This is a genomic window from Leisingera sp. UBA4491 (assembly GCF_002388965.1).
Lineage (GTDB): Bacteria > Pseudomonadota > Alphaproteobacteria > Rhodobacterales > Rhodobacteraceae > Leisingera > Leisingera aquaemixtae.
In genome coordinates this window covers 216,872-237,529 of the sequence record NZ_DGNN01000013.1, presented here as the reverse complement: position 1 = coordinate 237,529, position 20,658 = coordinate 216,872, and the positions used below count along the sequence as shown (strand labels likewise).

Below are 20,658 nucleotides of genomic sequence, written 5' to 3'. Positions count from 1 at the left end.
TCGGTTATCCCAGTTTCACGTTGTCGATGCCGACGATCTTGTCATAGGCCCAGTAGAGCGCCAGGACGATCACCAGAAGGATGGTGCCAAGCGCGGCCGCAAGACCCCAGTTCAGCGACTGCGAGATGTGGAAGGCGATCCGGTTGGAGATGAAGACGCCCTTGGTGCCGCCCACCAGTTCCGGTGTGATGTAGTAGCCGATGGCCAGGATGAAGACGAGGATCGACCCCGCGCCGATACCCGGCACCGACTGCGGGAAATAGACCCGCCAGAAGGCCGTCCAGTTGGTTGCGCCCAGCGATTTTGCCGCCCGCAGGTAAGTGGGGTTGATGGTCTGCATCACCGAATACATCGGCAGGATCATGAACGGCAGCAGGATGTGGGTCATCGCCACGATGGTGCCGAACTGGTTGTTGATCATCACCAGCCGGTCGCTGTCGCTGACCAGGCCCAGCCAGACCAGCGTGTCGTTGATCACGCCCTGCTGCTGCAGCATCACTTTCCACGCCGAGGTCCGAACCAGAAGCGAGGTCCAGAACGGCAGCAGCACCAGGATCATCAGCATATTTGCGGTGCGCGACGGCAGGTTCGCGAGGATCCAGGCGACCGGGTAGCCCAGCACGATGCAGCTGCAGGTAATCGCCAGCGACATGATCAGCGTGCGCAGGAACAGGGTGCCGTAGATACGCTCGTCCTCGGGCCGCAGCTCCGGCCCGTCCGGGCTTTTCTGCAGGTCGGCGGCGTTCAGGAAGTAGCCGTTGGTGTATTTGCCGGCATAGGTCTTGAGCGTGCGCCAGACCTCAGGATCAGCCCAGTCCTTGTCCATCTTGATGAAGGCGTCGCGGGCGGACTCGGTTTCCATCTGGCCCGCTTCGATCAGGGCCGCGGCGTCCTGCAGCAGGCGCTGCGCATCACCGCTGAAGGCCTGCGCCGCCTGAGGATTGGCCGCCAGGTCGGAATGGAGTGCCATATAGACAGGTGCCCAGGGTTCTTCCTCGGCCGGGCTGTCGTTATCCTCTTCCTGGATGGTGCGCGCAAAATTCAGGTAGGCGCCGCTGGCCTTCGGCAGTGCGTCGCGGGCCGTCTCAGACAATTGGAAGGGCGGTTCATCCCCGGCGTCCGCACGGCTGGCCAGCCACTCCGGGTCGGCAAAGACCGACATGAAGGTCTGCGGCTCTTCCCACGCGGGATCAAGCGCCGCGAATTGTTTCAAATAACCCTCGCCCACTTCATCGACGCGGCGGCCCGCCTTGCGGAACAGCGAAGAAATGCCCGGCGTTTCATAGTTCAGCCGGGTGCCGACGCGGGTGTGCTGTTTGCGCTCGGCGGCCACGACGAGGTCGTAGGCCAGTGCCTCATAAACCGCGTCGGGGGGCGCTTCGCCGCTGTCGGCGTCCCAGTCCTGCACCGCCACCACGGTCTGCGGAAGGGTGTCCTGCACGATGCGGTTCTCAACCGAGCGGAACAGCATGTCCGCAATCGGGAGAATGAAGGTCAGCAGGACAAAGAGCAGAAGCGGCGCAATCAGCATCAGCGCGCGGATCTTCTGCATCCGGAGGGCCCGGGCGAGGCTGCGCTTCAGCGGCCTGCCGTCGGCGGCCAGCACCGGACCGGATTGGGTGATGTCACTCATGGGGTTCCCCGTCGGGTCTTTTATTTTGTGGGGCGGGGGCCTGCGCATGGCGGCCCCCGCCGGGCCTCTCATCAGGAGGTCAGATTACTTGGCCAGCCACGCCTGGAACTTGGCGTCCAGATCATCGCGGTTGTCGGCCCACCATTCGTAGTCATAGGTGTGGACGTTGCCCGCGTTTGCCGGATCGGTCGGCATGTGCGGCGCCATCTCGATGCCCAGTTCGGCATGCTTGCCGACCAGCGGTGCCGAGGAGGCACGGGCCGGGCCGTAGGAGATGTAAGCAGCTTGGTCAGCCAGACGCTGGGTGTCGGTGGCGAACTTCAGGAAGTCCATCACACGCGCCTTGCGGTCTGCAGGCAGGCCTGCCGGGATCACCCAGCCATCAAGGTCAAAGGACTGCATGTCCCAAAGCATGCCGATCGGCTGGTTCTGCTCAGCGATCGCCGAGAACAGTCGGCCGTTGAAGGTCGAGCCCATCACCACTTCGCCATCGGCCAGCAGCTGCGGGGTTTCGGCGCCCGCGGTCCACCAGACCACCTGGTCCTTGATGGTGTCGAGCTTGGCCAGCGCCTGGTCGACACCTTCGTCGGTGCCCAGCACGTCGTAGATTTCATCTTTGGCGACGCCGTCGCAGTACAGCGCCCACTCCATGTTGTCGATCGGGCGCTTCTGCAGCGAGCGCTTGCCCGGATACTTTTCGGTGTCGAAAATCGCGCAGACCGAATCCGGCTGGTCGATCAGGTCGGTGCGGTAGCCGAAGGTGGTCGAATAGACGATCTGCGGCACGAAGCAGTCGCTGACAATCAGGTCGCCGAAATCTTCGGACGCCGGGGTGCCGTCGGGTGCAGCAGCCAGAACTTCGTCATGGTCGATTTCTTCCGCCAGGCCTTCGTCGCACAGGCGCATGGAGTCGGAGGCCACGGCATCCACCAGGTCCCAGGTCACATTGCCGGCTTCGTTCATGGCGCGGATCTTGGCCACGGCTTCAGCCGAGCTTTCATCCCAGATGATTTTCACGTCGGGGTTCTGCGCCAGGTAAGGCTCGACATAGGCCTTATGCTGGCTGGCCTGGTAGGCACCGCCCCAGGACACCAAAGTCAGCTCATTGGCCATTTCTTCGGCAAAAGCCGAAGGGGCGCAAAGGGCGGTGGTCACCGCCAGTGCAGACAGTTTGCTGAGTTTCATAGAGAGTCTCTCCTTGTTGAATTTCACAGATGTGAAGCCCCCGGTCGTTCTTCTGCCGGGGGTTCGGCGCGCGCGGATCAGGCGTCCAGCGCGCGGCAGTCTTCCGGCAGCCAGCCGATTTCGATCTGCTGACCGGGCTGCAGCCGGGCCTGGTCCGGGGCGTTCCGGGTCTTGATGATGAATTCATCATTGCCGGCCACCCGCAGACGGGTGCGGAAGATGTCGCCCATGTAAATGAACTCCAGCACTTCCGCCTTTAGCGTGTGGACGCCTGCCTGCAGGCGGTCCTTGTTGTATTCCACCCGTTCCGGACGGATCGAGACGCGGGTGCGCTCGCCCGGCTGGGACACGTTGACCGGCTTGCAGTCGATCAGCTCGCCATCGTCCAGCTGAACCAGTGCAATCCCGTTCTTGATTTCCTTGACGGTGCCTTCCAGCGTGTTGTTTTCGCCGATGAACTGAGCCACGAAACTGTTTTCCGGGCTTTCATACAGCTGGTCCGGCGGCGCGATCTGCTGGATGCGGCCGTCGTCAAACACCGCAACGCGGTCCGACATGGTCAGCGCTTCGGTCTGGTCGTGGGTCACATAGACCACGGTGATGCCGAGGCGATGCGCCAGATGGGTGATCTCGAACTGCATCTTCTCGCGCAGCTGCTTGTCGAGCGCGCCCAGCGGCTCATCCATCAGCACCAGTTCCGGTTCGAACACCAGCGCCCGCGCCAGCGCGATCCGCTGCTGCTGGCCGCCGGACAGCTGGGCCGGGCGGCGGCCGCCAAAGGCCCCCATTTCCACCATGTCCAGCGCCCGCTTCACTTTTTCTTCACGCTCGGACTTGCCCATGTTGCGGACTTCGAGCGGGAAGGACAGGTTTTCCGCAATCGTCATATGCGGGAACAGGGCGTAGTTCTGGAACACCATGCCGATGCCGCGCTTGTGCGGCGGGATGTTGTTGATCGAGGTCCCGTCCAGGCGGATGTCGCCATGCGTCGCGGTCTCAAACCCTGCCAGCATCATCAGGCAAGTGGTTTTCCCGGACCCGGACGGGCCAAGCATTGTCAGAAATTCGCCCTTGGGCATGGTGAGGTTGAGATCTTTGACAACGAGATTTTCGCCATCGTAGCTCTTTTGGACACGTTCGAATTCAACGAACGCATCAACGTTTGACGCATCAGCCAAAGCAGGCTCCCCGTAGTTTTGTCATCCGGCAGATTTTCTCTGCGCTTGTTCGAAGTTAATCACACCAAAGCTACCAAGCGCTAGGTATGAAAAAAATATTCTTTCAATCGCTGGAGTACGAAATTCATACTTCGGCCTCCTGCCCCAGGAAAAAGAATACCCTTACGGAAGCCTAGTCCCGTTGCGCAAGGATCAACCGGACATTTTGCGACGCACCCCGGACATTTTGCGCCGCCCAATGGAATTCAGCAGCCCGAAAACGACGCTTTCAGCCCCGTCACCGAAGAAAAGGCCCGGCAGACAGGCTGCCGGGCCGCAATGAGTCGCAAGCTGGACCGGCGCGGCTGCGGCGCCGGAGAGGAGAATCAGGCGCTGTGCATCAGGTCCTGCGCCTTCAGCTCGGCATAACATTCATCCAGCGATTTGGTGGCGCGCTCGATCAGCACGTCGATCTGCTCCGGGGTGATCACCAGCGGCGGCGAGATGATCATCCGGTCGCCGACATGTCGCATCACCAGGTTGTTGGCAAAGCAGCGCTCGCGGCAGATGTAGCCGACGGTGCCAGCCTCAGAGGCAAAGGCGGCGCGGGCCTCCTTGTCGGGGGTCAGGGCGATGGAGCCCATCATGCCGGCGATCTTGGCCTCGCCAACCAGCGGGTGATCGGTCAGCGCCTCCCATTTCCGCTTCAGATACGGCGCTGCCACGTCGCGCACATGGCCGAGGATGTTTTCCTCCTCCAGGATGCGCAGGTTTTCCAGCGCCACGGCCGCCGCCACAGGATGACCGGAGTAGGTGTAGCCGTGATTGAACTCGTCGCTCGCGATCACGGAGGCAACCTCATCGCTGACAATCGAGCCGCCGATCGGCGCATAGCCGGAGCTGAGGCCCTTGGCGACGGTCATAATGTCGGGGCGGATGTTCAGGGTCTGGCTGCCGAACCAGTTGCCGGTGCGCCCGAAGCCGCAGATCACCTCATCCGCGATCAGCAGGATTTCGTATTTGTCGCAGATGCGCTGGATTTCCGGCCAGTAGCTGTCCGGCGGCACGATGACACCGCCGGCACCCTGCACCGGCTCGGCGATAAAGGCGGCGACGCGGTCTTCACCCAGCTCCAGAATCGCCTCTTCCAGCTCGCGGGCGCGCTGCAGGCCGAATTCCTCCGGCGGCATGTCCCCGCCCTCGGCCCACCAGTTCGGCTGGTTGATGTGGTGAATATCCGGGATCGGCATCCCGCCCTGCGCGTGCATACCGCTCATCCCGCCCAAGGAGCCGCTGCCGACGGAGGAACCGTGATAGGCATTCTTGCGGCTGATGATCACGGACTTAGACGGCTTGCCCTTCAGCGCCCAGTAATGACGCACCATGCGGATGTTGGTGTCGTTCGCCTCAGAGCCTGAGCCGGCAAAGAACACATTGTTCAAGTCACCCGGCGCCAGTTCAGCGATTTTTGCAGCCAGCGCGATGGCAGGCACGTGGGTGGTCTGGAAGAACGTGTTGTAATAGGGCAGCTCGCGCATCTGGCGGGCCGCGACCTCCGCCAGCTCCTCACGGCCATAGCCGATGTTGACGCACCACAGGCCTGCCATCGCATCAAGGATCTGGTGGCCCTCGCTGTCGGTCAGATGCACGCCGTCAGCCCGGGTGATGATGCGCGCGCCCTTCTGCGACAGCTCGCCGTTGGCGGTGAACGGGTGCATGTGATGGGCCGCGTCCAGCGCCTGCAACTCGGAAGTCGGCATGTGGTTGGTGATCACGGTCATGGGACTCGCTCCTGAGAAAAACTGATTGGCCCCAGAATATGATCAAATTCTCGGGTGTCAATCGAATCAGTTCGCGCCCTGCAGCCCCTGAACAACCTGATCCATGCCCTGGCAGACGTCCCTCTCCATCGCCAGTGCGGCCATCTCCGGGTCCTTACGCCGCAGTGCGTCAAGAATGTCCTTGTGCCGGTCCGGAAAGCTCTGGGTGCCGAGCCGCCCGCTGACCACCCGCAAAGAGGGGCCGAACCGCAGCCATAAGCGGTCTGCAATATCACTGAGGATGGGGGCATTCGCATGCGAATAGAGCGCCGTGTGGAAGCTGTAATTCTGAACCAGGTATCCCGCCACATCACCAGTTGCGATGGCTTTGTCCAAGGCATTGTCGATGGCCGCCAGCTCCTCGATAACCGCTGCGCCGATATGCGGGGTCGCCCGGCGCGCTAGCTCGCACTCAATTGTTTTTCTAGCAAAAATAAGCTCCTCAAGATCATCCGGTCCAAGCAGGGGAACCGACACCCGGCGGTTGCCCTGGAACATCAGCGCCCCGTCCGAGATCAGCCGCCGGATCGCCTCGCGGACCGGTGTCATGCCGGCCTCCAGCGTCTCCACCAGGCCCTGGATGGTCACCGCCTGCCCGGGCACCAGCTCGCCGAACAGAATCTGCGCCCTGAGCTTTTGATAAACGATCTCATGCGCGGGCAGTTTTGCTGGGCTGTCCTGTGCCGCAACGGCTGGTGAAGTCGTCTCTGTCACCGGTGGTTTCCCTCCTGAATTTTGGCCAGCTTGCACCATCCCGAGGCAAGTGAAAACATAAAGAGTATTGCCCAACGCGGCAAAACTTGATCAAATCCATTTACAGCCGGACTGCGAAACCGGCACGCACAGGGAGAAATTCATGACACTGAAAACGATGACCATGACCGCCGTCGTTGCCCTCGGCACGGCTGCTGCGGCCGCGGCGGAAGAGGTTCGCGTCTACAATTGGTCCGACTACATTGATGAAAGCCTGCTGGAAAAGTTCGAAGCCGAAACCGGCATCGACCTGATCTATGACGTCTTCGACAGCAACGAGGTACTTGAGACCAAAATGCTGGCGGGCGGCTCTGGCTATGACGTGGTGGTGCCGACCGGGTCCTTCCTGGCGCGCCAGATTCAGGCCGGCGCCTTCCAGAAGCTGGACATGTCCAAGCTGCCGAACAAGGAAAACATGTGGGACGCGATCGAGGAGCGCACCTCGCGCTATGATCCCGGCAACGAGTTTTCGATCAACTACATGTGGGGCACCACGGGCATCGGCGTGAATACCGCCAAGGTCAAGGAAGTGCTGGGAGAGGACGCACCGGTCGACTCGCTGGAGCTGGTGTTCAACCCGGAATACATGGAAAAGCTGGCCAGCTGCGGCGTGCATTTCCTGGATGCGCCGGACGAGATGATTCCGGCGGCCCTGAAGTATATCGGCGAAGACCCCAACAGCATGGATGCCGATGTTGTGGAAAAGGCCGAACCGGTTCTGATGGCCGTGCGCCCCTATGTCACCAAATTCCACAGCTCCGAATACATCAACGCCCTGGCCAATGGCGATATCTGCGTGGCCTTCGGCTGGTCCGGCGACATCCTGCAGGCGCGCGACCGCGCGGACGAAGCGGATAACGGCGTCGAGATCGCATTCAACGCGCCCAAGGAAGGCGCGCTGATGTGGTTCGACCAGATGGCGATCCCGGTCGATGCCCCGAACCCCGATGGTGCCCACAAGTTCCTGAACTTCATCATGGACGCAGAGAATATGGCGACGGCGTCCAACTACGTCTATTACGCCAATGGCAACAAGGCGTCCCAGGAACTCCTGGAAGAGGATGTGATCGGCGATCCCGCGATCTACCCCAACGAAGAAACCGTCAAGAACCTGTACATCAAGGAAGGCTACCCGCCGAAAGTACAGCGCAAGGCCACCCGCATGTGGACCAAGATCAAATCCGGCACCTGATCAGCCGCACATGACCCGCGGGGCGCATTCACCGCCCCGCACCCCCTCACGCGCCTGGCAGTGCCTCGCGCGGCCAACCAATACATCCGCGCGACACTTCGCAGAAGAGGCCCGGCTTGACTGCTTCCGTATTCGAACCTTGGAACGATCCTGAGGCTAAGCCCTTGATCCACTTCCAGAACGTCACCAAGCGCTTTGGTGAATTCACTGCCATCGACAATCTGACCATCGGCATCTACGAGCGGGAATTCTACGCGCTGCTGGGGCCATCGGGCTGCGGCAAGACCACGCTGATGCGGATGCTCGCCGGGTTCGAAACCCCGACTGAGGGCAAGATTTTCCTGGCCGGGCAAGACATTGCCCCGGTGCCGCCCAACAAGCGCGCCGTGAACATGATGTTCCAGTCCTACGCACTGTTCCCGCATCTGTCGATCTGGGAGAATATCGCCTTCGGGCTCAAGCGCGAGGGCATGCCCAAGCATGACATCAACGACCGGGTCGAAGAGATGCTGCGGCTGACCCGGCTGGAGAAGTTCGCCCGGCGCAAACCGCACCAGATCTCCGGCGGCCAGCGGCAGCGGGTGGCGCTGGCGCGGTCGCTGGCGAAGGCGCCGAAGCTGCTGCTGCTGGACGAACCGCTGGGCGCGCTCGACAAGAAGCTGCGCCAGGATACCCAGTTCGAGCTGATGGATATCCAGGAGAAGACCGGAACCACCTTCGTGATCGTGACCCACGATCAGGAAGAAGCGATGACGGTCGCCTCCCGCGTCGCGGTGATGGATCACGGAAAGATCGTTCAGGTGGCAACACCGGACCGGATCTATGAAACGCCGAACTCAGTCTATGTCGCTGATTTCATTGGAGATGTGAACCTGATCGAAGGCACCGTCAGACCCAATGGCGGCGGCAGTTATGCAATGTCCTGGCGCGAAGGCCAGCCGCCGCTGAACGTGCAGTCGGGCAACGAATTCTCTGACGGTCAGAAAGCCCATCTGGCGATCCGCCCGGAAAAGGTCTCCATCAATGCCGAAAAACCGGCGGCAGCGGACAACGCCGTGCAGGGCCGCATTCTCGACATCGCCTATCTCGGCAACATCTCCACCTATCATGTTGAGCTGCCGACCGGCGCGGTGATCAAGGCGCAAACCGCCAACACCCGCCGCATCGCCCGCCGCGACTTTACCTGGGAAGACTCTGTCTGGCTGTCCTGGACAGCCACGGCAGGCGTTCTGCTGGCAGAATGATGCGCCGCTTTGTCCTGATCGCCATCCCCTATGCCTGGCTTCTGGCGCTGTTCCTGGTGCCCTTTGCCATCGTCCTGAAAATCTCGCTGTCGGATTACGCGGTCTCAATCCCACCGTACGTTCCGCAATTCGACTGGGCTGAGGGTATCTCAGCCTTTCTGGCGGAGCTGGATTTTGAAAACTTCATCTGGCTGACCGAGGATGATCTTTACTGGAAGGCTTATCTCAGCTCCTTGCAGATCGCGGCCGTCTCCACGTTTCTGACTCTTCTGGCAGGCTACCCGATTGCCTATGGCATGGCGCGGGCGCCAGAGGAATGGCGGCCGACGCTGATGATGCTGGTGATCCTGCCGTTCTGGACCTCCTTCCTGATCCGCGTTTATGCGTGGATGGGGATCCTGTCGAACGAAGGTTTCCTGAACCAGTTCCTGATGTGGCTGGGGGTGATTTCGGAACCGCTGACCATCCTCAACACCAATTCCGCGGTCTATATCGGCGTCATCTATACCTACCTGCCGTTCATGATCCTGCCGGTCTATTCAGCGCTGGAGCGGCTGGACGGCTCGCTGATCGAAGCGGCAGAAGACCTGGGCTGCTCGCGCCTGACCGCATTTTGGCTGGTGACCATCCCGCTGTCGAAGAACGGCATTATTGCCGGCAGTTTCCTGGTTTTCATCCCTGTCCTGGGTGAGTTCGTGATCCCGTCGCTGCTGGGCGGTTCCGACACGCTGATGATCGGCAAGGTGCTGTGGGAGGAGTTCTTCTCCAACCGCGACTGGCCGGTGGCATCCGCCGTGGCGGTGGTTTTGCTGCTGCTGCTCATCATCCCGATCGTGCTGTTCCAGCGCAACCAGCAGAAACAGCAGGAGGCCGAGCAATGAACCGTATGACCTGGTTTAACGCCGTATCGCTGACCCTCGGATTTGCCTTCCTGTACATCCCGATGGTGATCCTGGTGATCTTCAGCTTCAACGAAAGCAAACTGGTCACCGTTTGGGCAGGTTTCTCAACTAAATGGTACGGGGAGCTGCTTCAGAACGACGCCTTCCTGAACGCCGCTTGGGTGACACTGAAAGTTGCCGTGTTCTCCTCCACCATGGCCACCGTGCTGGGCACGATCGCGGCCTATGTTCTGGTGCGCGGCGGGCGGTTCATGGGGCGGACGCTGTTTTCAGGCATGATCTATGCGCCGCTGGTGATGCCTGAGGTTATTACCGGCCTGTCGCTGCTGCTGCTGTTCATCGGCATCGGCCTGGATCGCGGGGTATTAACCATCGTACTGGCGCACACCACGTTTTCCATGTGCTATGTCTCGGTGGTGGTGTCCTCCCGCCTGGTGAGCTTCGACCGCTCGCTGGAGGAAGCGGCGCTGGATCTGGGCTGCTCCCCGGCGGAGGCCTTCCGCCTGGTGACCCTGCCGATCATTGCGCCTGCGGTGATTTCGGGGTGGCTTTTGGCCTTCACCCTGTCGCTGGATGATCTGGTGATCGCCTCGTTCACCTCCGGTCCCTCGGCCACCACCCTGCCGATCAAGATCTTCTCCGCCGTGCGCCTGGGCGTCAGCCCCGAGATCAACGCGCTGTCGACCATCATGATCAGCATCGTCACCGTGGGCGTCATCACCGCCTCGCTGGTGACCAAACACCAGGTGGCCCGCCAGAAACGGGAGGAACAGGCTGCGGTGCGCGCCTGATGCGCCGGATCTTTTCCGACTACGCCTATGGTCCCGGCCCGCGCAGCAACTGCTGGTGGGACGAGACCATCGCGGCGCCGGACTGGCCGGTGCTGCAGGGTGAAGCATCCGCCGAAGTGGCGATCATCGGCGGCGGCTTTACCGGTGTGTCAGCCGCGTTGCATCTGGCCGAAAGCGGGGTGTCCGTTGCGGTGCTGGAGGCCGAAACCCCGGGCTGGGGCGCCTCTGGCCGCAACGGCGGGTTTTGTTGCCTTGGCGGGTCGAAACTCTCCGGCCCGGCAATGCGCCGCATGTTTGGAAAACCGGCGGCAGAGTCTTATGAGGCAGGCGAAGAAGCCGCAGTGCATCTCGTGCGGGATCTGCTGCAGACCCACGGTATCGAGGCAGACACGCACTCGGACGGGGAAACCCAGCTGGCGCACAATGAAAAGGCCGCGCGCCGCCTGCGCGCGCAAGCCGAAGCCATGCGCGCCGCAGGAGAGGAACCTGATTTTCTAACCCGCAGTCAGCTGGCGCAGAACGGTCTGAACGGCTCCTTCCATGCGGCGCTGACTACGCCGGTTGGCTTTGCCCTGAACCCGCGCAAATACCTGTTCGGCCTGGCTAGCGCCGCACAGAATGCCGGGGCTAGCCTGTACCAGCACAGCGCTGCCCGGTCGGTGCGGCAGGACCGCGGCGGATACAGATTAGAGACTAAACAGGGTGTTTTGCGGGCCGCCAAGGTCATCATCGCCACCAATGGCTATTCCTCGGAAGATTTGCCCGGCTGGCTGGCCGGACGCTACATGCCTGCGCAGTCCACCGTCATGGTGACCCGTCCGCTGACGGAGGCCGAGCTGCAGGCGCAGGGCTGGCGTTCGCATCAGATGGCCTATGACACCCGCAACCTGCTGCATTATTTCCGGCTGATGCCGGGCAAACGCTTCTTGTTTGGAATGCGTGGCGGGCTGCTGGCCTCGCCGCGGGCTGAGACCGCAATCCGGCACAAGCTGCGGCAGGATTTCGAGGCGATGTTCCCGGCGTGGCATACTGTGGAAACCACCCATTGCTGGTCTGGCATGGTCTGCCTGTCCCGGAATCTGGTCCCCTTCGTGGGCGCGGTTTCAGAGATGCCGGGCATCTATGCCGGTCTCTGCTACCACGGTAACGGCGTCGCCATGGGCAGCTATGCCGGGCGGCTGCTGAGCGATCTTGTTCAGGATCGAACGCCTGATTTGCCCTACTCTCCCGTGATGCAAAACATGCCGCGCTTTCCCTTTGGCCGCGCCCGCCGGATCCTGATGCCGCCCGCCTATGCGCTGCTAGGCCTGATGGACTGAAGCGCCGCGCGCTCCAGCTCAAACGCCTGCCGGTCCTTGGCGCTGCCGCGCTCCGCCCGCCACAGGCAATAGGCCGCCATACGCCAGTGAAACCAGGGCTTGAGTGCCAGCACCCGGCCGGCAATCCGCGGGTCGGGATAGGCGGCAAGGAAACTGTCCTCCTCCGCCTTCGACAAAGGCGCCCCCCGGTACATCAGCTGCATGGCGGGCGACAGGAACAGGGCCAGATCCTCCGCCGGATCTCCGATCTGCGGGCATTGCCAGTCGATCAGGGTCAGCGTGCCGTCATGCGCCAGCAGATTGCCGGGCACCGGGTCACCGTGGATCAGAACCGGCTGCGGCAGCGGTGGAACCTGCCCCAGCGGCCGCATAGCCGCCAGCGGGTCCCGGCCTTGGCAGTATTTCAGAATATCAAAGGTCTGTCCCTCCAGCGCGGCGCTGCCGTTCGCGCCTTCCGGCAATCCTGGCGGCGGAGCCAAGTCGTGCAATCGCCCCAGGAGTTGCGCAACATGGCCAGTGTCCTGCCGCCAGGGGCTGCCGTTCACATGCGCATACCCCAGCCACCTGCGGCCTTCGAAGACACCGGTCTGCACCAGCGGCGGCACCATCCCAGTGCCGGACAGCGCCGTCAGCACTGCGGCTTCCCGTGCCGGATCATTGGCGAACAAGGGATTGCCGCCATCTGCCGCGTACAGCTTGATCACCAGCCCGCCTGCCCGCCAGACATGGTTCGAACGCCCCCCCGCCAGACGGCGGGGGGCGGGAACATGCAGGCCCGTTGCAGAGAGATGTGCAAAGAAACGGGCTTCGAATTTGTCAGGCAGCGGTTGCAGGGCGGTCTCCGGTGTTATGCCGCCCCGTTCTTAGACAGTTTTTCGGCCAGCGGATACCGCCGGGTCAGCTTTGCGGATCGCGAAGCGCGCTCACCGAAGAGGCCAGGACCACAGACCCGCCTTCGGTGATCAGGCCCACATCGCCGCCCTGCATCCGGGTTTCGTTCACCTTGAAATAGATCTCGGCGTATTCCTGCAACAAAAGTTCGTCGCCTTTTCTGCTTTCGATGACAAACTTATACTCCCCTGCCTCCAGCGGATTTCCGTCTTCATCCAGGCCGGTCCACTGGTAAGGCTCGGCTGAGACCGGCAGGGTGACGCGCTGCACTTCGGACCCCTTGGTGTCCTGTACGACCAACGTGACCGAATCCGCAGCCGCTGCCGGGTTAGGCGCAATGGTGATCTCGCTGCTGCCGTCGAAATAGCCCGGAGCCACGCCCCGCGCCTCCATCCCGACCCAGCCGGACAGCGCCGCCATGTTGGCCAGACCCAGCTGTGATTGCAGGCCTTCCAGCAAGGTGTTGCTCTTGGTCTGCTGCTCCACCATCGAGAATTGCGCCAGCTGAGCCGCGTATTCGGTCGAATCAAGCGGTTCCAGCGGGTCCTGATTCGTCGCCTGCGCGGTCAGCATTTTCACGAAGGTTTCGAAGTCGGACGTCAGCCCGGAGGTCTTCTGGGAGGCCGCCGGCTGCTGGAGTGTTTGTGCCGCAGGGCTGCCCGCGGAGGTGACTGCTGTTGTCATGTGATCAGACCCTCATGTCCACGCCGGTTTCACCCAGCCGTAGGTTTTGAATTACTGGTTCAGTGCCATCCGCCGCATCGGCGCCGCGCGGCCCTGTGCCGCCGGAAGATGCCCCGCCGCCGCCCGCATCATCTGCGGACTGGCCGCCGGTCTGGCCGCCGCTGAATTCAAAGGAGATGTCCTCATACCCCATGCGGCGGAATTCCTCGGCCAGTTCGTGGATATGGCGGCGCATCAGATCAGCGGTTTCCGGCCGCTCTGTTTGGATAATCATCGTAATGCCCGTCTCACTGGCGACCACACGCATTTTCACGTGGCCCAGCTCCTGCGGGTTCAGCGAAACTTCAACTTTCTGCTCACCTTTGGCCGCAAAAGCCTCGGCCAGCTGCGCCGCTATCATGCGCGGCGTCTCCGGCCGGTGCACCGTGCCTGTGCCGAAGGAGGCCTCCGCCAGCAGCTGCGTCAGTCCCGGCACCTCGCCGGACAGGCCAAATGCGCCCTGCAGCGAATCTTCGGACCCGGACAGCAGTTCTGCACCCGCCGAACCCGCGCCAAGCCCGCCGGCAATCAGCGGCTGAAGCACCGAAACAGCAGGCCGCTGCGGGTTCGGCGCCGGCGCTGCCGCGGGTGCACGGAACTCTCCGCTCTTGAGATCGCTGAAAAACGCCCTGCCGGTCTCGCCAGCGTCAGCGTCCGCCGGGACATCGCCGGTGAGTGCCGCTACTGCTGACTCGGCCCTCTGTCCTGGCCCCTTTGGCGCGGTCTGGCCAGCTGTCAGCGCCTGCACTATGCCTTGCGCGGCTGGCATGTTCGGTTGAGCCGCTCCGTCAGGCCGGGTGGCAGCCTGCTGGCCGTCTGGCTGCAAGGATTGAGAACCGGGTATCGCCATTGCGGAGTTTGGAACAGCGGGCGCCTGACCAGCGGCTGCAACGCCTTTGTTTACATGACCCTGGACGGTGCCGGATTGCTGTTGCCCGGTCGGCGGTTGTGCATTGGCAACTAAGGCCGCCTTAACCGAGGCCTCCGCAGGCACGCGGGTGGTGCCTGAACCTTCGGTTCCTTGCGGCACCTTCAAATCTGCGTTTCTTTCGCCTCGCTCCGCTGTGTTTCGACCCAAGACAGCCTCTGCCTGAGATTGCCCGGGAGCCTGAATTCGAGCGATTTCTTCAGATGTTTCAGTCTGGCCGCCGCCTGCGGCCGCCGGGTTTTGCCCGACCGCCGCACCGTCTGCCTGCTGCGTGCCGTCAGCAGAAGGAGGGACAGGCTGCCCTGTAACGATATTCTCACGCGAAGGCCTCTCTACGCTGGACACACGTTCGCTCTTGGCCAGTTGATCCGCGCCGTCTGCAACGCTGGAAGAGCCATGAGGCACTTTCTCACTGGCAGCTTTAGGGTCGGAGTCCGGTCGCACCTGCCCTTCGGCCACTGCGGCTTCTTCAGAGTCTTGATGTGTACTGGTGCCAGCCAGACCAGCATTCGCCTCGGCCTCGGGCAGTCCAGCTTCAAGCTCAGACACTTCGCCCGACGTCTCGGCCACTCTGGCTTCAGGCTCGTCAATTCCGGTTTCGGCCGCGTCTGTCTGGGCGGCTTGCGATTCGGTGCCCGCTTCTGCCTCCGCCACTCCGCTCTTGCCTGTAACCGCTTCAGCGGCCGCGTCTTCGGGCCCGGATTGAGCCGCGACAAGATCAGCGAAATCATTGGAACTGGAGGATTTGTTGGATGACTCCCCGGTTGCGGCCGGCATCTTGCCAACAGAACCGGCTTCAAAGCCAAGGATCGAATTCATCATCATAATTGTGTTCCGGACATTCTATCTCGACCCGGACAGACTTATCCCAAAGCGGTTACGGCAATTTTAACCGGTTCCGGCGCAGTTTTAGAAAATCGATGAAATTCGACGTCAAACCGGAGAACCGGACATGTCAGATCTACTGCCCACCCCGCTGCAGACTGCATCTGCAGTGCGTCCAGTACGGCCCGCAGGCAGCGACCCGCTGCGCGAGGCCGCTATTGAGCTGGAAGCTTCCTTTCTTGCGCAAATGCTGAAGTCCGCAGGCCTTGGCGAATCCCGCGAAGGTTTCGGCGGCGGCGCAGGCGAGGACCAGTTTTCCAGCTTTCTCATCCGCGAACAGGCCAACCAGATTGCGCGCTCCGGCGGCATCGGCCTGGCCGAATCACTTTATCACGCATTGAAGGAGACCGAAGGTGAGTGACCTGAAACCGCAAAAGCTCATTGATGAGCTGGACCAAATCCTCGACCGCGAGCGCACTGCCCTGATGGAGGGAGACCTTGGCAAGCTGGAAGGGCTTCTCGCGAAAAAAGAGAAGGTGATCGGCAAGCTGAACTCTGTATCAGAGCTGGAGCGCGAGTCTCTGGCGCAGGTTCAGACCAAACTGTCGCGCAATCAGCAGCTGCTGGACAGTGCCATGGACGGCATCCGTTCAGTCGCGGCGCGCATGGCCGAACTGCGCCGAATCCGCAAGGGCCTGGACGTTTATGACCAGGCCGGACGCCGGAACCGCTACGGCACCCGCAGCGGCGCCAAGCTGGAAAAACGCGCCTGATGCAATTTTGGGAAAATTCTAAAAAACCAAATCCCGGCATTAGCACTCCTTTAGCAACTGATGGGCCAAAGTCGCCTTGCACCTCAAGAGGGGTGGCGCGGAAGCCAGAGGGCGGAACGCACAGTCAGAAAGACGTCAATTAACGCCCCGCCGGGGCACAGAATTAAGGGGCTAAAGCGCCCCGCAGCTAAAGGAAAAAGCTATGACCAGCATTCTGACAAACAACGGCGCAATGGTTGCTCTGCAGACTCTGAAGACTGTGAACAACAGCCTGGAAGAGACCCAGAACCAGATCTCGACCGGCAAAGAGGTCGGCATGGCCAAGGACAACTCCGCTGTCTGGGCCATTTCCAAGTCGATGGAATCGGACATTCAGGCGTTTGAAGCCGTTTCCGACGCCCTGGACTTTGGTGAGGCCACCGTCGCAGTTGCCTCCTCCGGCATGGAACAGATCGTGGAAACCCTGAAGGAAATGCGTGAACTGGCGGTTGCTGGTGTTTCGCAAAACGTCGACCACGACAAAATCGAAGCTGACCTGTCGAAAAAGCGCGAGCAGATTGAATCGATCATCGACTCCGCATCGTTCAACGGTGCCAACCTTCTGGATGACACCGTCACTGCGCAGCTGGATGTTCTGGGCGGTCTGAACGCGGCGAGCGATATCATCGTGATCTCGGGCATCGACACCGCCGGCAACATGGACACCACCGGCATGACCTCGCTGACCAATGCCAATGCGGCGACGGTGCTGAGCGAAATCGAAACCATGATGACCTTTGCGATCGACAGCGCGGCTCAGCTGGGTGCGGACAGCAACCGACTGAGCGACCAGAGCTCGTTCGTGTCCAAACTGACCGACTCGCTGAAGTCGGGTGTCAGCACCATGAGCGACACCAACATGGAAGAGGCCTCGGCGCGGCTGAAGGCACTGCAGACCCAGCAGCAGCTGGCGGTGCAGTCGCTGACCATCGCCAACCAGGCGCCATCGACCCTGCAGCAGCTGTTCCGTTAACAGCCTGATCCGGGGCGCTGATGGCGCCCCGGTCTTCCCTCTCAGAGAACCTGAAGAATAATACGTTAGGAAAACACGTGAATGCCCTTCTGAAGGCGAAGAGTGCCTATTCGGCGGCAAAGACCCCGACCCGGACAGCAAAGAACTTTGAATACGAAGTGGTCACCCGCGTCACCCGCCGGCTGATCACGGCTGCCCAAAAAGGCAGCGACGGGTTCAATGAACTTGCTCAGGCGTTGAACGACAACCGCAAGCTTTGGTCGATCTTCACGGCGGATCTCGCAATGAAGAGCAATCCCCTGCCAGATGACCTAAAGCAAAATCTCTTCGAACTGGCGGAATTCACGCGACAACACACCAGCAAAGTGCTTCAGCGCAAGGCCAACGTCCGGCCCCTGGTGGAAATCAATACGGCCATCCTGCGTGGCCTCCGCAGCGGAGCTTCCTGAATATGAGCGGACTTGTCCTGAAACTTGCCCCCAAGGAGCGTGTCCTTGTGAATGGCGCGGTGATTGAAAACGGCGACCGCCGCAGCCGCCTGTCCATTGTAACCCCGGATGCCAACATCCTGCGCCTGCGCGATGCCATCCACCCCGAAGAAGCCAACACACCGGTGCGCCGGGTCTGTTATGCCGCGCAGCTCATCCTGTCCGGCGATGCCGACCCCGAGGAAGAGCGCCTGCCGATGCTGCGCCGGATCGAGGAGCTGAGCCAAGTGTTCACGGACCCGGACAGCCGCGCCTCGCTGGCAGAAGCAACCGACGCCCTGATCGGCAACAACCATTACCGTTGCCTGAAGGCATTGCGCACCTTGCTGGCGCGCGAAGACCGTCTGTTTGCTGTCCGGCCGTCATAACCTTCCGGCCGTTCAAGCCGGCCGCTAGGACTGCCCTTGCAGCCCCGTTCGGCAACCAGGGTAAAGCGGTCACACAGGATTCAGTCCTGCAGCGCTAGACCGGTTTCAATTTTGAACAACACGCGCTGCGACCAAAGCGCCGGGGGCCTCATCAGCGATCCCCGGCGACTGGATTTTTATCCCGGCGCAACGGCCTGGAGGCAAGCAGCTCCGCAGCAGCTTTTTTGAAACGCCTCATTAGGGCAGGCACCGGCTCAGTGAATGCGTTGTTCATCCGCCGGTTTTCAAGGCGGAACAATCCCGAGCCTCCACAGCCTTTCCGCTGCTGGGCGCTTCCTCATTCCGATCCGCAAAATCTGCTATCTAAAAGGCCGCGCCGCGGGCCTGTGCCGGGCGCCGGCTTTCATCTCTTCAGTGACAGCAAGCCGCCCCTTAGCGTCCCGCCTTGGCACGGCGCAGCAGCAGCAGGAGGCGGTTGAAACTGCTGGTGATACCCTCCGCATCCTCGCGCCCGAAAAAGACATCCAATTCGGGCCAAAGCTTGACGGCCTGGTCCAGCACTGCGTCATTGCCCTCAGCATAAAGCCCGGCGCGGATCATCACCTCGGATTGCTCATAGGCGCCCAGAAACTTGCGCACTTCCTGGATGGCTGCGTTTTCGTCCGCCGTGGCCGCAGCGGGCAGGCTGCGCGACACCGAGCGCGACACGTCGACCGCGGGGAACCTGCCGCGTTCGGCAATTTCCCGGCTCAGCACGATATGCCCGTCCAGAACACCGCGCAGGATATCGGCAATCGGCTCATCCATATCGGAGCCGGCCACCAGGACGCTGAAAACCGCGGTGATGTCGCCCTGCCCTTCGCCGCCAGGGCCGGCCCGCTCGCACAGCCCGGTGATCAGCGGCGTCACCGAAGGCGGGTAGCCGCGCAGCGCGGGCGCCTCTCCCGAGGCGGCAGAGATTTCACGGTGCGCCTCGGCAAAACGGGTGACAGAGTCGGCCAGGAACAGCACGTTCTTACCCTGGTCGCGGAAGTGCTCCGCCACGGTCATGGCAGCCCAAGCACAGCGGCGCCTGACAAGCGCCGACTGATCGGACGTCGCCGCCACCACCACAGCCCGGCGCATGCCCTCGGGGCCCAGCACCTGTTCGACAAAGTGATTCACCTCACGGCCGCGTTCGCCGATCAGAGCCATCACCACCACATCCGCTTCCATGGCTTTGGCCAGTTTGGCCAGCAGTGAGGACTTCCCCACCCCGGAGCCCGCAAAAAGGCCCACGCGCTGGCCGCGCACAATCGGGAGAATCGTATTCAGCAATGCGTGCCCGGTGGGCAGCCGTTCCCCCATGCCGCGCCGCCCGGCGGCCTTGGGCGGGGCCGCCATCAGATCCCGTGGTGCAGATCCTGGCAGCATCGGGCGGCCGTCCAGCGGCTCGCCAAAGGGGTCGATCACCCGGCCGATCCAATGATCGCTGGGGGCGAACTCCGGCGAAGGATGCAGCAGAACCGCATCGCCGATCGCGGCACCATCAGGGGCGCGGTCAGGCAACATACTGATGTTATTCCCTTTAATCTTCAGGACTTCACCATGCAGCTCATCGTCGGGACCGCGGCGCAGCACCAGCCGGTCACCGATCCGGGCGACTGATGCCAAGCCGCTGATTTCTATCTCTCCGCCCGCGATCCCAGTCACCCGGCCCATCTGCGTTGCCAGGCGCGTGCTGGCAATTTGACGGGTCAGTGCTTGCAGCTCTGCTTTCATGGCGGCGGTCTCCCTTGGTGTCCTGAAAACAATTTCTAAAGGAATCGGGGTTAAGCCTTGATTGAAATCGATCAAGGGAGAAGCCCTGGTGTTCACAGAATTGAACGTATTCAAAATTTCCTATTCCATGGCGACCCATGCCGGCAAGCGCCAGGCACTGGTAGCTCAGAATATCGCCAACGCCGATACGCCCGGGTACCACGCCAAGGATATCAAGCCCTTCACGGAAGTCTTTGCCGCAGGCGCCCGCCAAAGCAGCATGAGCGCCACCCGCGACAGCCATTTGAATGGCACCGCAGGCAGTCAGATGGACTGGGCGGTTATGTCCGACGAGACCGGCAGCGACCCCAATGGCAACTCGGTTTCCGTTGAGGCGGAGCTGCTGAAAGGCGTCGATACAGAACGCCAGCACAAGCGTGCCATGGCCATCTACAAATCCTCCATGAACATCCTGCGCGCCAGCCTGGGCAAAACCTGAGGAGGTATGAGAGATGAGTGAATTTTCCAAAGCCCTCTCCGTCACCGCCAGCGGCCTCAAGGCGCAAGCCGCGCGCCTGCGCCATGTGTCTGAGAACATTTCCAACGCCGACACGCCGGGATACCGCCGCAAGGCAGTACCCTTCGAATCGGTGCGCGAGCTGCGGACGGATGTGGAGCATGTGCGCACCGGCCGGGTTACCCTGGACCGCAGCGAGCTGGACAAAGTCTACGACCCATCGCATCCGCTGGCTGACGAAAGCGGGCATTTCGAAGGCTCCAACGTGGATCTGATGATCGAGATCGCCGACGCCCGCGAAGCCCAGCGCAGTTATGAGGCAAACCTGAAGATGTTTGAGCAGACCAGGTCCATGTCCGCCTCGCTGATGGAACTTTTGAGACGCTAACTGAAATTT

At 61.7% G+C, this 20,658-nt stretch carries 21 protein-coding genes; 12 read left to right on the top strand and 9 right to left on the bottom strand.

All coding sequences use genetic code 11. The annotated features are described in order from the left end of the window. Positions 1–4: 4 nt before the first annotated feature. The 5 genes from B2P87_RS07020 to B2P87_RS07000 all read right to left on the bottom strand — a co-directional run bounded on the left by B2P87_RS07020 (position 5) and on the right by B2P87_RS07000 (position 6,509). Complete coding sequence (locus B2P87_RS07020; RefSeq protein ID WP_141891590.1) at positions 5–1,633, bottom strand: ABC transporter permease; 1,629 nt, start codon at positions 1,631–1,633, stop codon at positions 5–7. Between the two features lie 84 nt (positions 1,634–1,717). Then, a complete protein-coding gene (locus B2P87_RS07015; RefSeq protein ID WP_141891591.1) occupies positions 1,718–2,818 on the bottom strand; it encodes an extracellular solute-binding protein in 1,101 nt (366 codons plus the stop codon). 77 nt (positions 2,819–2,895) lie between these two features. Then, on the bottom strand, positions 2,896–3,996 hold the full coding sequence (locus tag B2P87_RS07010; protein ID WP_141891592.1) for an ABC transporter ATP-binding protein: 1,101 nt from the start codon (positions 3,994–3,996) through the stop codon (positions 2,896–2,898). Between the two features lie 365 nt (positions 3,997–4,361). Further along, positions 4,362–5,756, bottom strand: coding sequence for an aspartate aminotransferase family protein (locus B2P87_RS07005; protein ID WP_058287500.1), 1,395 nt, complete (start codon positions 5,754–5,756; stop codon positions 4,362–4,364). A gap of 66 nt (positions 5,757–5,822) precedes the next feature. Next, positions 5,823–6,509: a GntR family transcriptional regulator gene (locus B2P87_RS07000; protein WP_141891593.1), complete on the bottom strand. Its 687-nt coding sequence runs from the start codon at positions 6,507–6,509 to the stop codon at positions 5,823–5,825. Between the two features lie 142 nt (positions 6,510–6,651). Between B2P87_RS07000 and B2P87_RS06995 the strand changes: the two genes are divergently transcribed. The 5 genes from B2P87_RS06995 (at position 6,652) to B2P87_RS06975 (ending at position 11,996) form a co-directional block, all read left to right on the top strand. Further along, positions 6,652–7,740: a polyamine ABC transporter substrate-binding protein gene (locus tag B2P87_RS06995; RefSeq protein WP_141891594.1), complete on the top strand. Its 1,089-nt coding sequence runs from the start codon at positions 6,652–6,654 to the stop codon at positions 7,738–7,740. 116 nt (positions 7,741–7,856) lie between these two features. Then, positions 7,857–8,984 (top strand): ABC transporter ATP-binding protein, encoded by a 1,128-nt coding sequence (locus tag B2P87_RS06990; RefSeq protein WP_141891595.1) that lies wholly within the window; start codon positions 7,857–7,859, stop codon positions 8,982–8,984. Next, positions 8,984–9,865, top strand: a complete 882-nt coding sequence (locus B2P87_RS06985; protein WP_141891596.1) for an ABC transporter permease subunit — start codon at positions 8,984–8,986, stop codon at positions 9,863–9,865. Before B2P87_RS06990 ends, B2P87_RS06985 begins: the two co-directional genes overlap by 1 nt. Next, on the top strand, positions 9,862–10,677 hold the full coding sequence (locus B2P87_RS06980) for an ABC transporter permease (protein WP_058287497.1): 816 nt from the start codon (positions 9,862–9,864) through the stop codon (positions 10,675–10,677). Before B2P87_RS06985 ends, B2P87_RS06980 begins: the two co-directional genes overlap by 4 nt. Further along, entirely contained in the window at positions 10,677–11,996 is a 1,320-nt protein-coding gene (locus tag B2P87_RS06975; RefSeq protein WP_208764501.1) for an NAD(P)/FAD-dependent oxidoreductase, read from the top strand. The genes B2P87_RS06980 and B2P87_RS06975 overlap by 1 nt, the downstream gene beginning before the upstream one ends. Here B2P87_RS06975 and B2P87_RS06970 read toward each other — a convergent pair. The 3 genes from B2P87_RS06970 to B2P87_RS06960 all read right to left on the bottom strand — a co-directional run bounded on the left by B2P87_RS06970 (position 11,969) and on the right by B2P87_RS06960 (position 15,363). Next, a complete protein-coding gene (locus tag B2P87_RS06970) occupies positions 11,969–12,745 on the bottom strand; it encodes a phosphotransferase (RefSeq protein ID WP_141891598.1) in 777 nt (258 codons plus the stop codon). The genes B2P87_RS06975 and B2P87_RS06970 overlap by 28 nt on opposite strands. Positions 12,746–12,893: 148 nt before the next feature. After that, positions 12,894–13,571: a flagellar hook capping FlgD N-terminal domain-containing protein gene (locus B2P87_RS06965; protein WP_141891599.1), complete on the bottom strand. Its 678-nt coding sequence runs from the start codon at positions 13,569–13,571 to the stop codon at positions 12,894–12,896. Between the two features lie 4 nt (positions 13,572–13,575). After that, entirely contained in the window at positions 13,576–15,363 is a 1,788-nt protein-coding gene (locus B2P87_RS06960; RefSeq protein WP_141891600.1) for a flagellar hook-length control protein FliK, read from the bottom strand. 127 nt (positions 15,364–15,490) lie between these two features. On the opposite strand from B2P87_RS06960, the gene B2P87_RS06955 reads away from it, so the two are divergent. From B2P87_RS06955 to flbT, 5 genes are all read left to right on the top strand, one after another. Beyond that, on the top strand, positions 15,491–15,784 hold the full coding sequence (locus B2P87_RS06955) for a rod-binding protein (protein WP_244270249.1): 294 nt from the start codon (positions 15,491–15,493) through the stop codon (positions 15,782–15,784). Beyond that, positions 15,777–16,136 (top strand): flagellar export chaperone FlgN, encoded by a 360-nt coding sequence (locus B2P87_RS06950; protein WP_027245120.1) that lies wholly within the window; start codon positions 15,777–15,779, stop codon positions 16,134–16,136. Before B2P87_RS06955 ends, B2P87_RS06950 begins: the two co-directional genes overlap by 8 nt. Positions 16,137–16,338: 202 nt before the next feature. After that, positions 16,339–17,148 (top strand): flagellin, encoded by an 810-nt coding sequence (locus B2P87_RS06945; RefSeq protein ID WP_141891601.1) that lies wholly within the window; start codon positions 16,339–16,341, stop codon positions 17,146–17,148. Between the two features lie 77 nt (positions 17,149–17,225). Then, positions 17,226–17,597 (top strand): flagellar biosynthesis regulator FlaF, encoded by a 372-nt coding sequence (flaF, locus tag B2P87_RS06940; RefSeq protein ID WP_027245122.1) that lies wholly within the window; start codon positions 17,226–17,228, stop codon positions 17,595–17,597. A gap of 2 nt (positions 17,598–17,599) precedes the next feature. Beyond that, positions 17,600–18,004 (top strand): flagellar biosynthesis repressor FlbT, encoded by a 405-nt coding sequence (flbT, locus tag B2P87_RS06935; protein WP_027235787.1) that lies wholly within the window; start codon positions 17,600–17,602, stop codon positions 18,002–18,004. 432 nt (positions 18,005–18,436) lie between these two features. On the opposite strand, the gene B2P87_RS06930 is transcribed toward flbT, so the two are convergent. Beyond that, entirely contained in the window at positions 18,437–19,765 is a 1,329-nt protein-coding gene (locus B2P87_RS06930; protein ID WP_141891602.1) for a FliI/YscN family ATPase, read from the bottom strand. 88 nt (positions 19,766–19,853) lie between these two features. Here B2P87_RS06930 and B2P87_RS06925 point away from each other — a divergent pair, with 88 nt between their 5' ends. Next, positions 19,854–20,243 (top strand): FlgB family protein, encoded by a 390-nt coding sequence (locus B2P87_RS06925; protein ID WP_058287605.1) that lies wholly within the window; start codon positions 19,854–19,856, stop codon positions 20,241–20,243. Between the two features lie 13 nt (positions 20,244–20,256). Further along, positions 20,257–20,649 carry a flagellar basal body rod protein FlgC gene (flgC, locus tag B2P87_RS06920; RefSeq protein ID WP_058287489.1) on the top strand — a complete coding sequence of 131 codons (393 nt, stop codon included), beginning with the start codon at positions 20,257–20,259 and terminating at the stop codon, positions 20,647–20,649. Positions 20,650–20,658 lie beyond the last annotated feature (9 nt).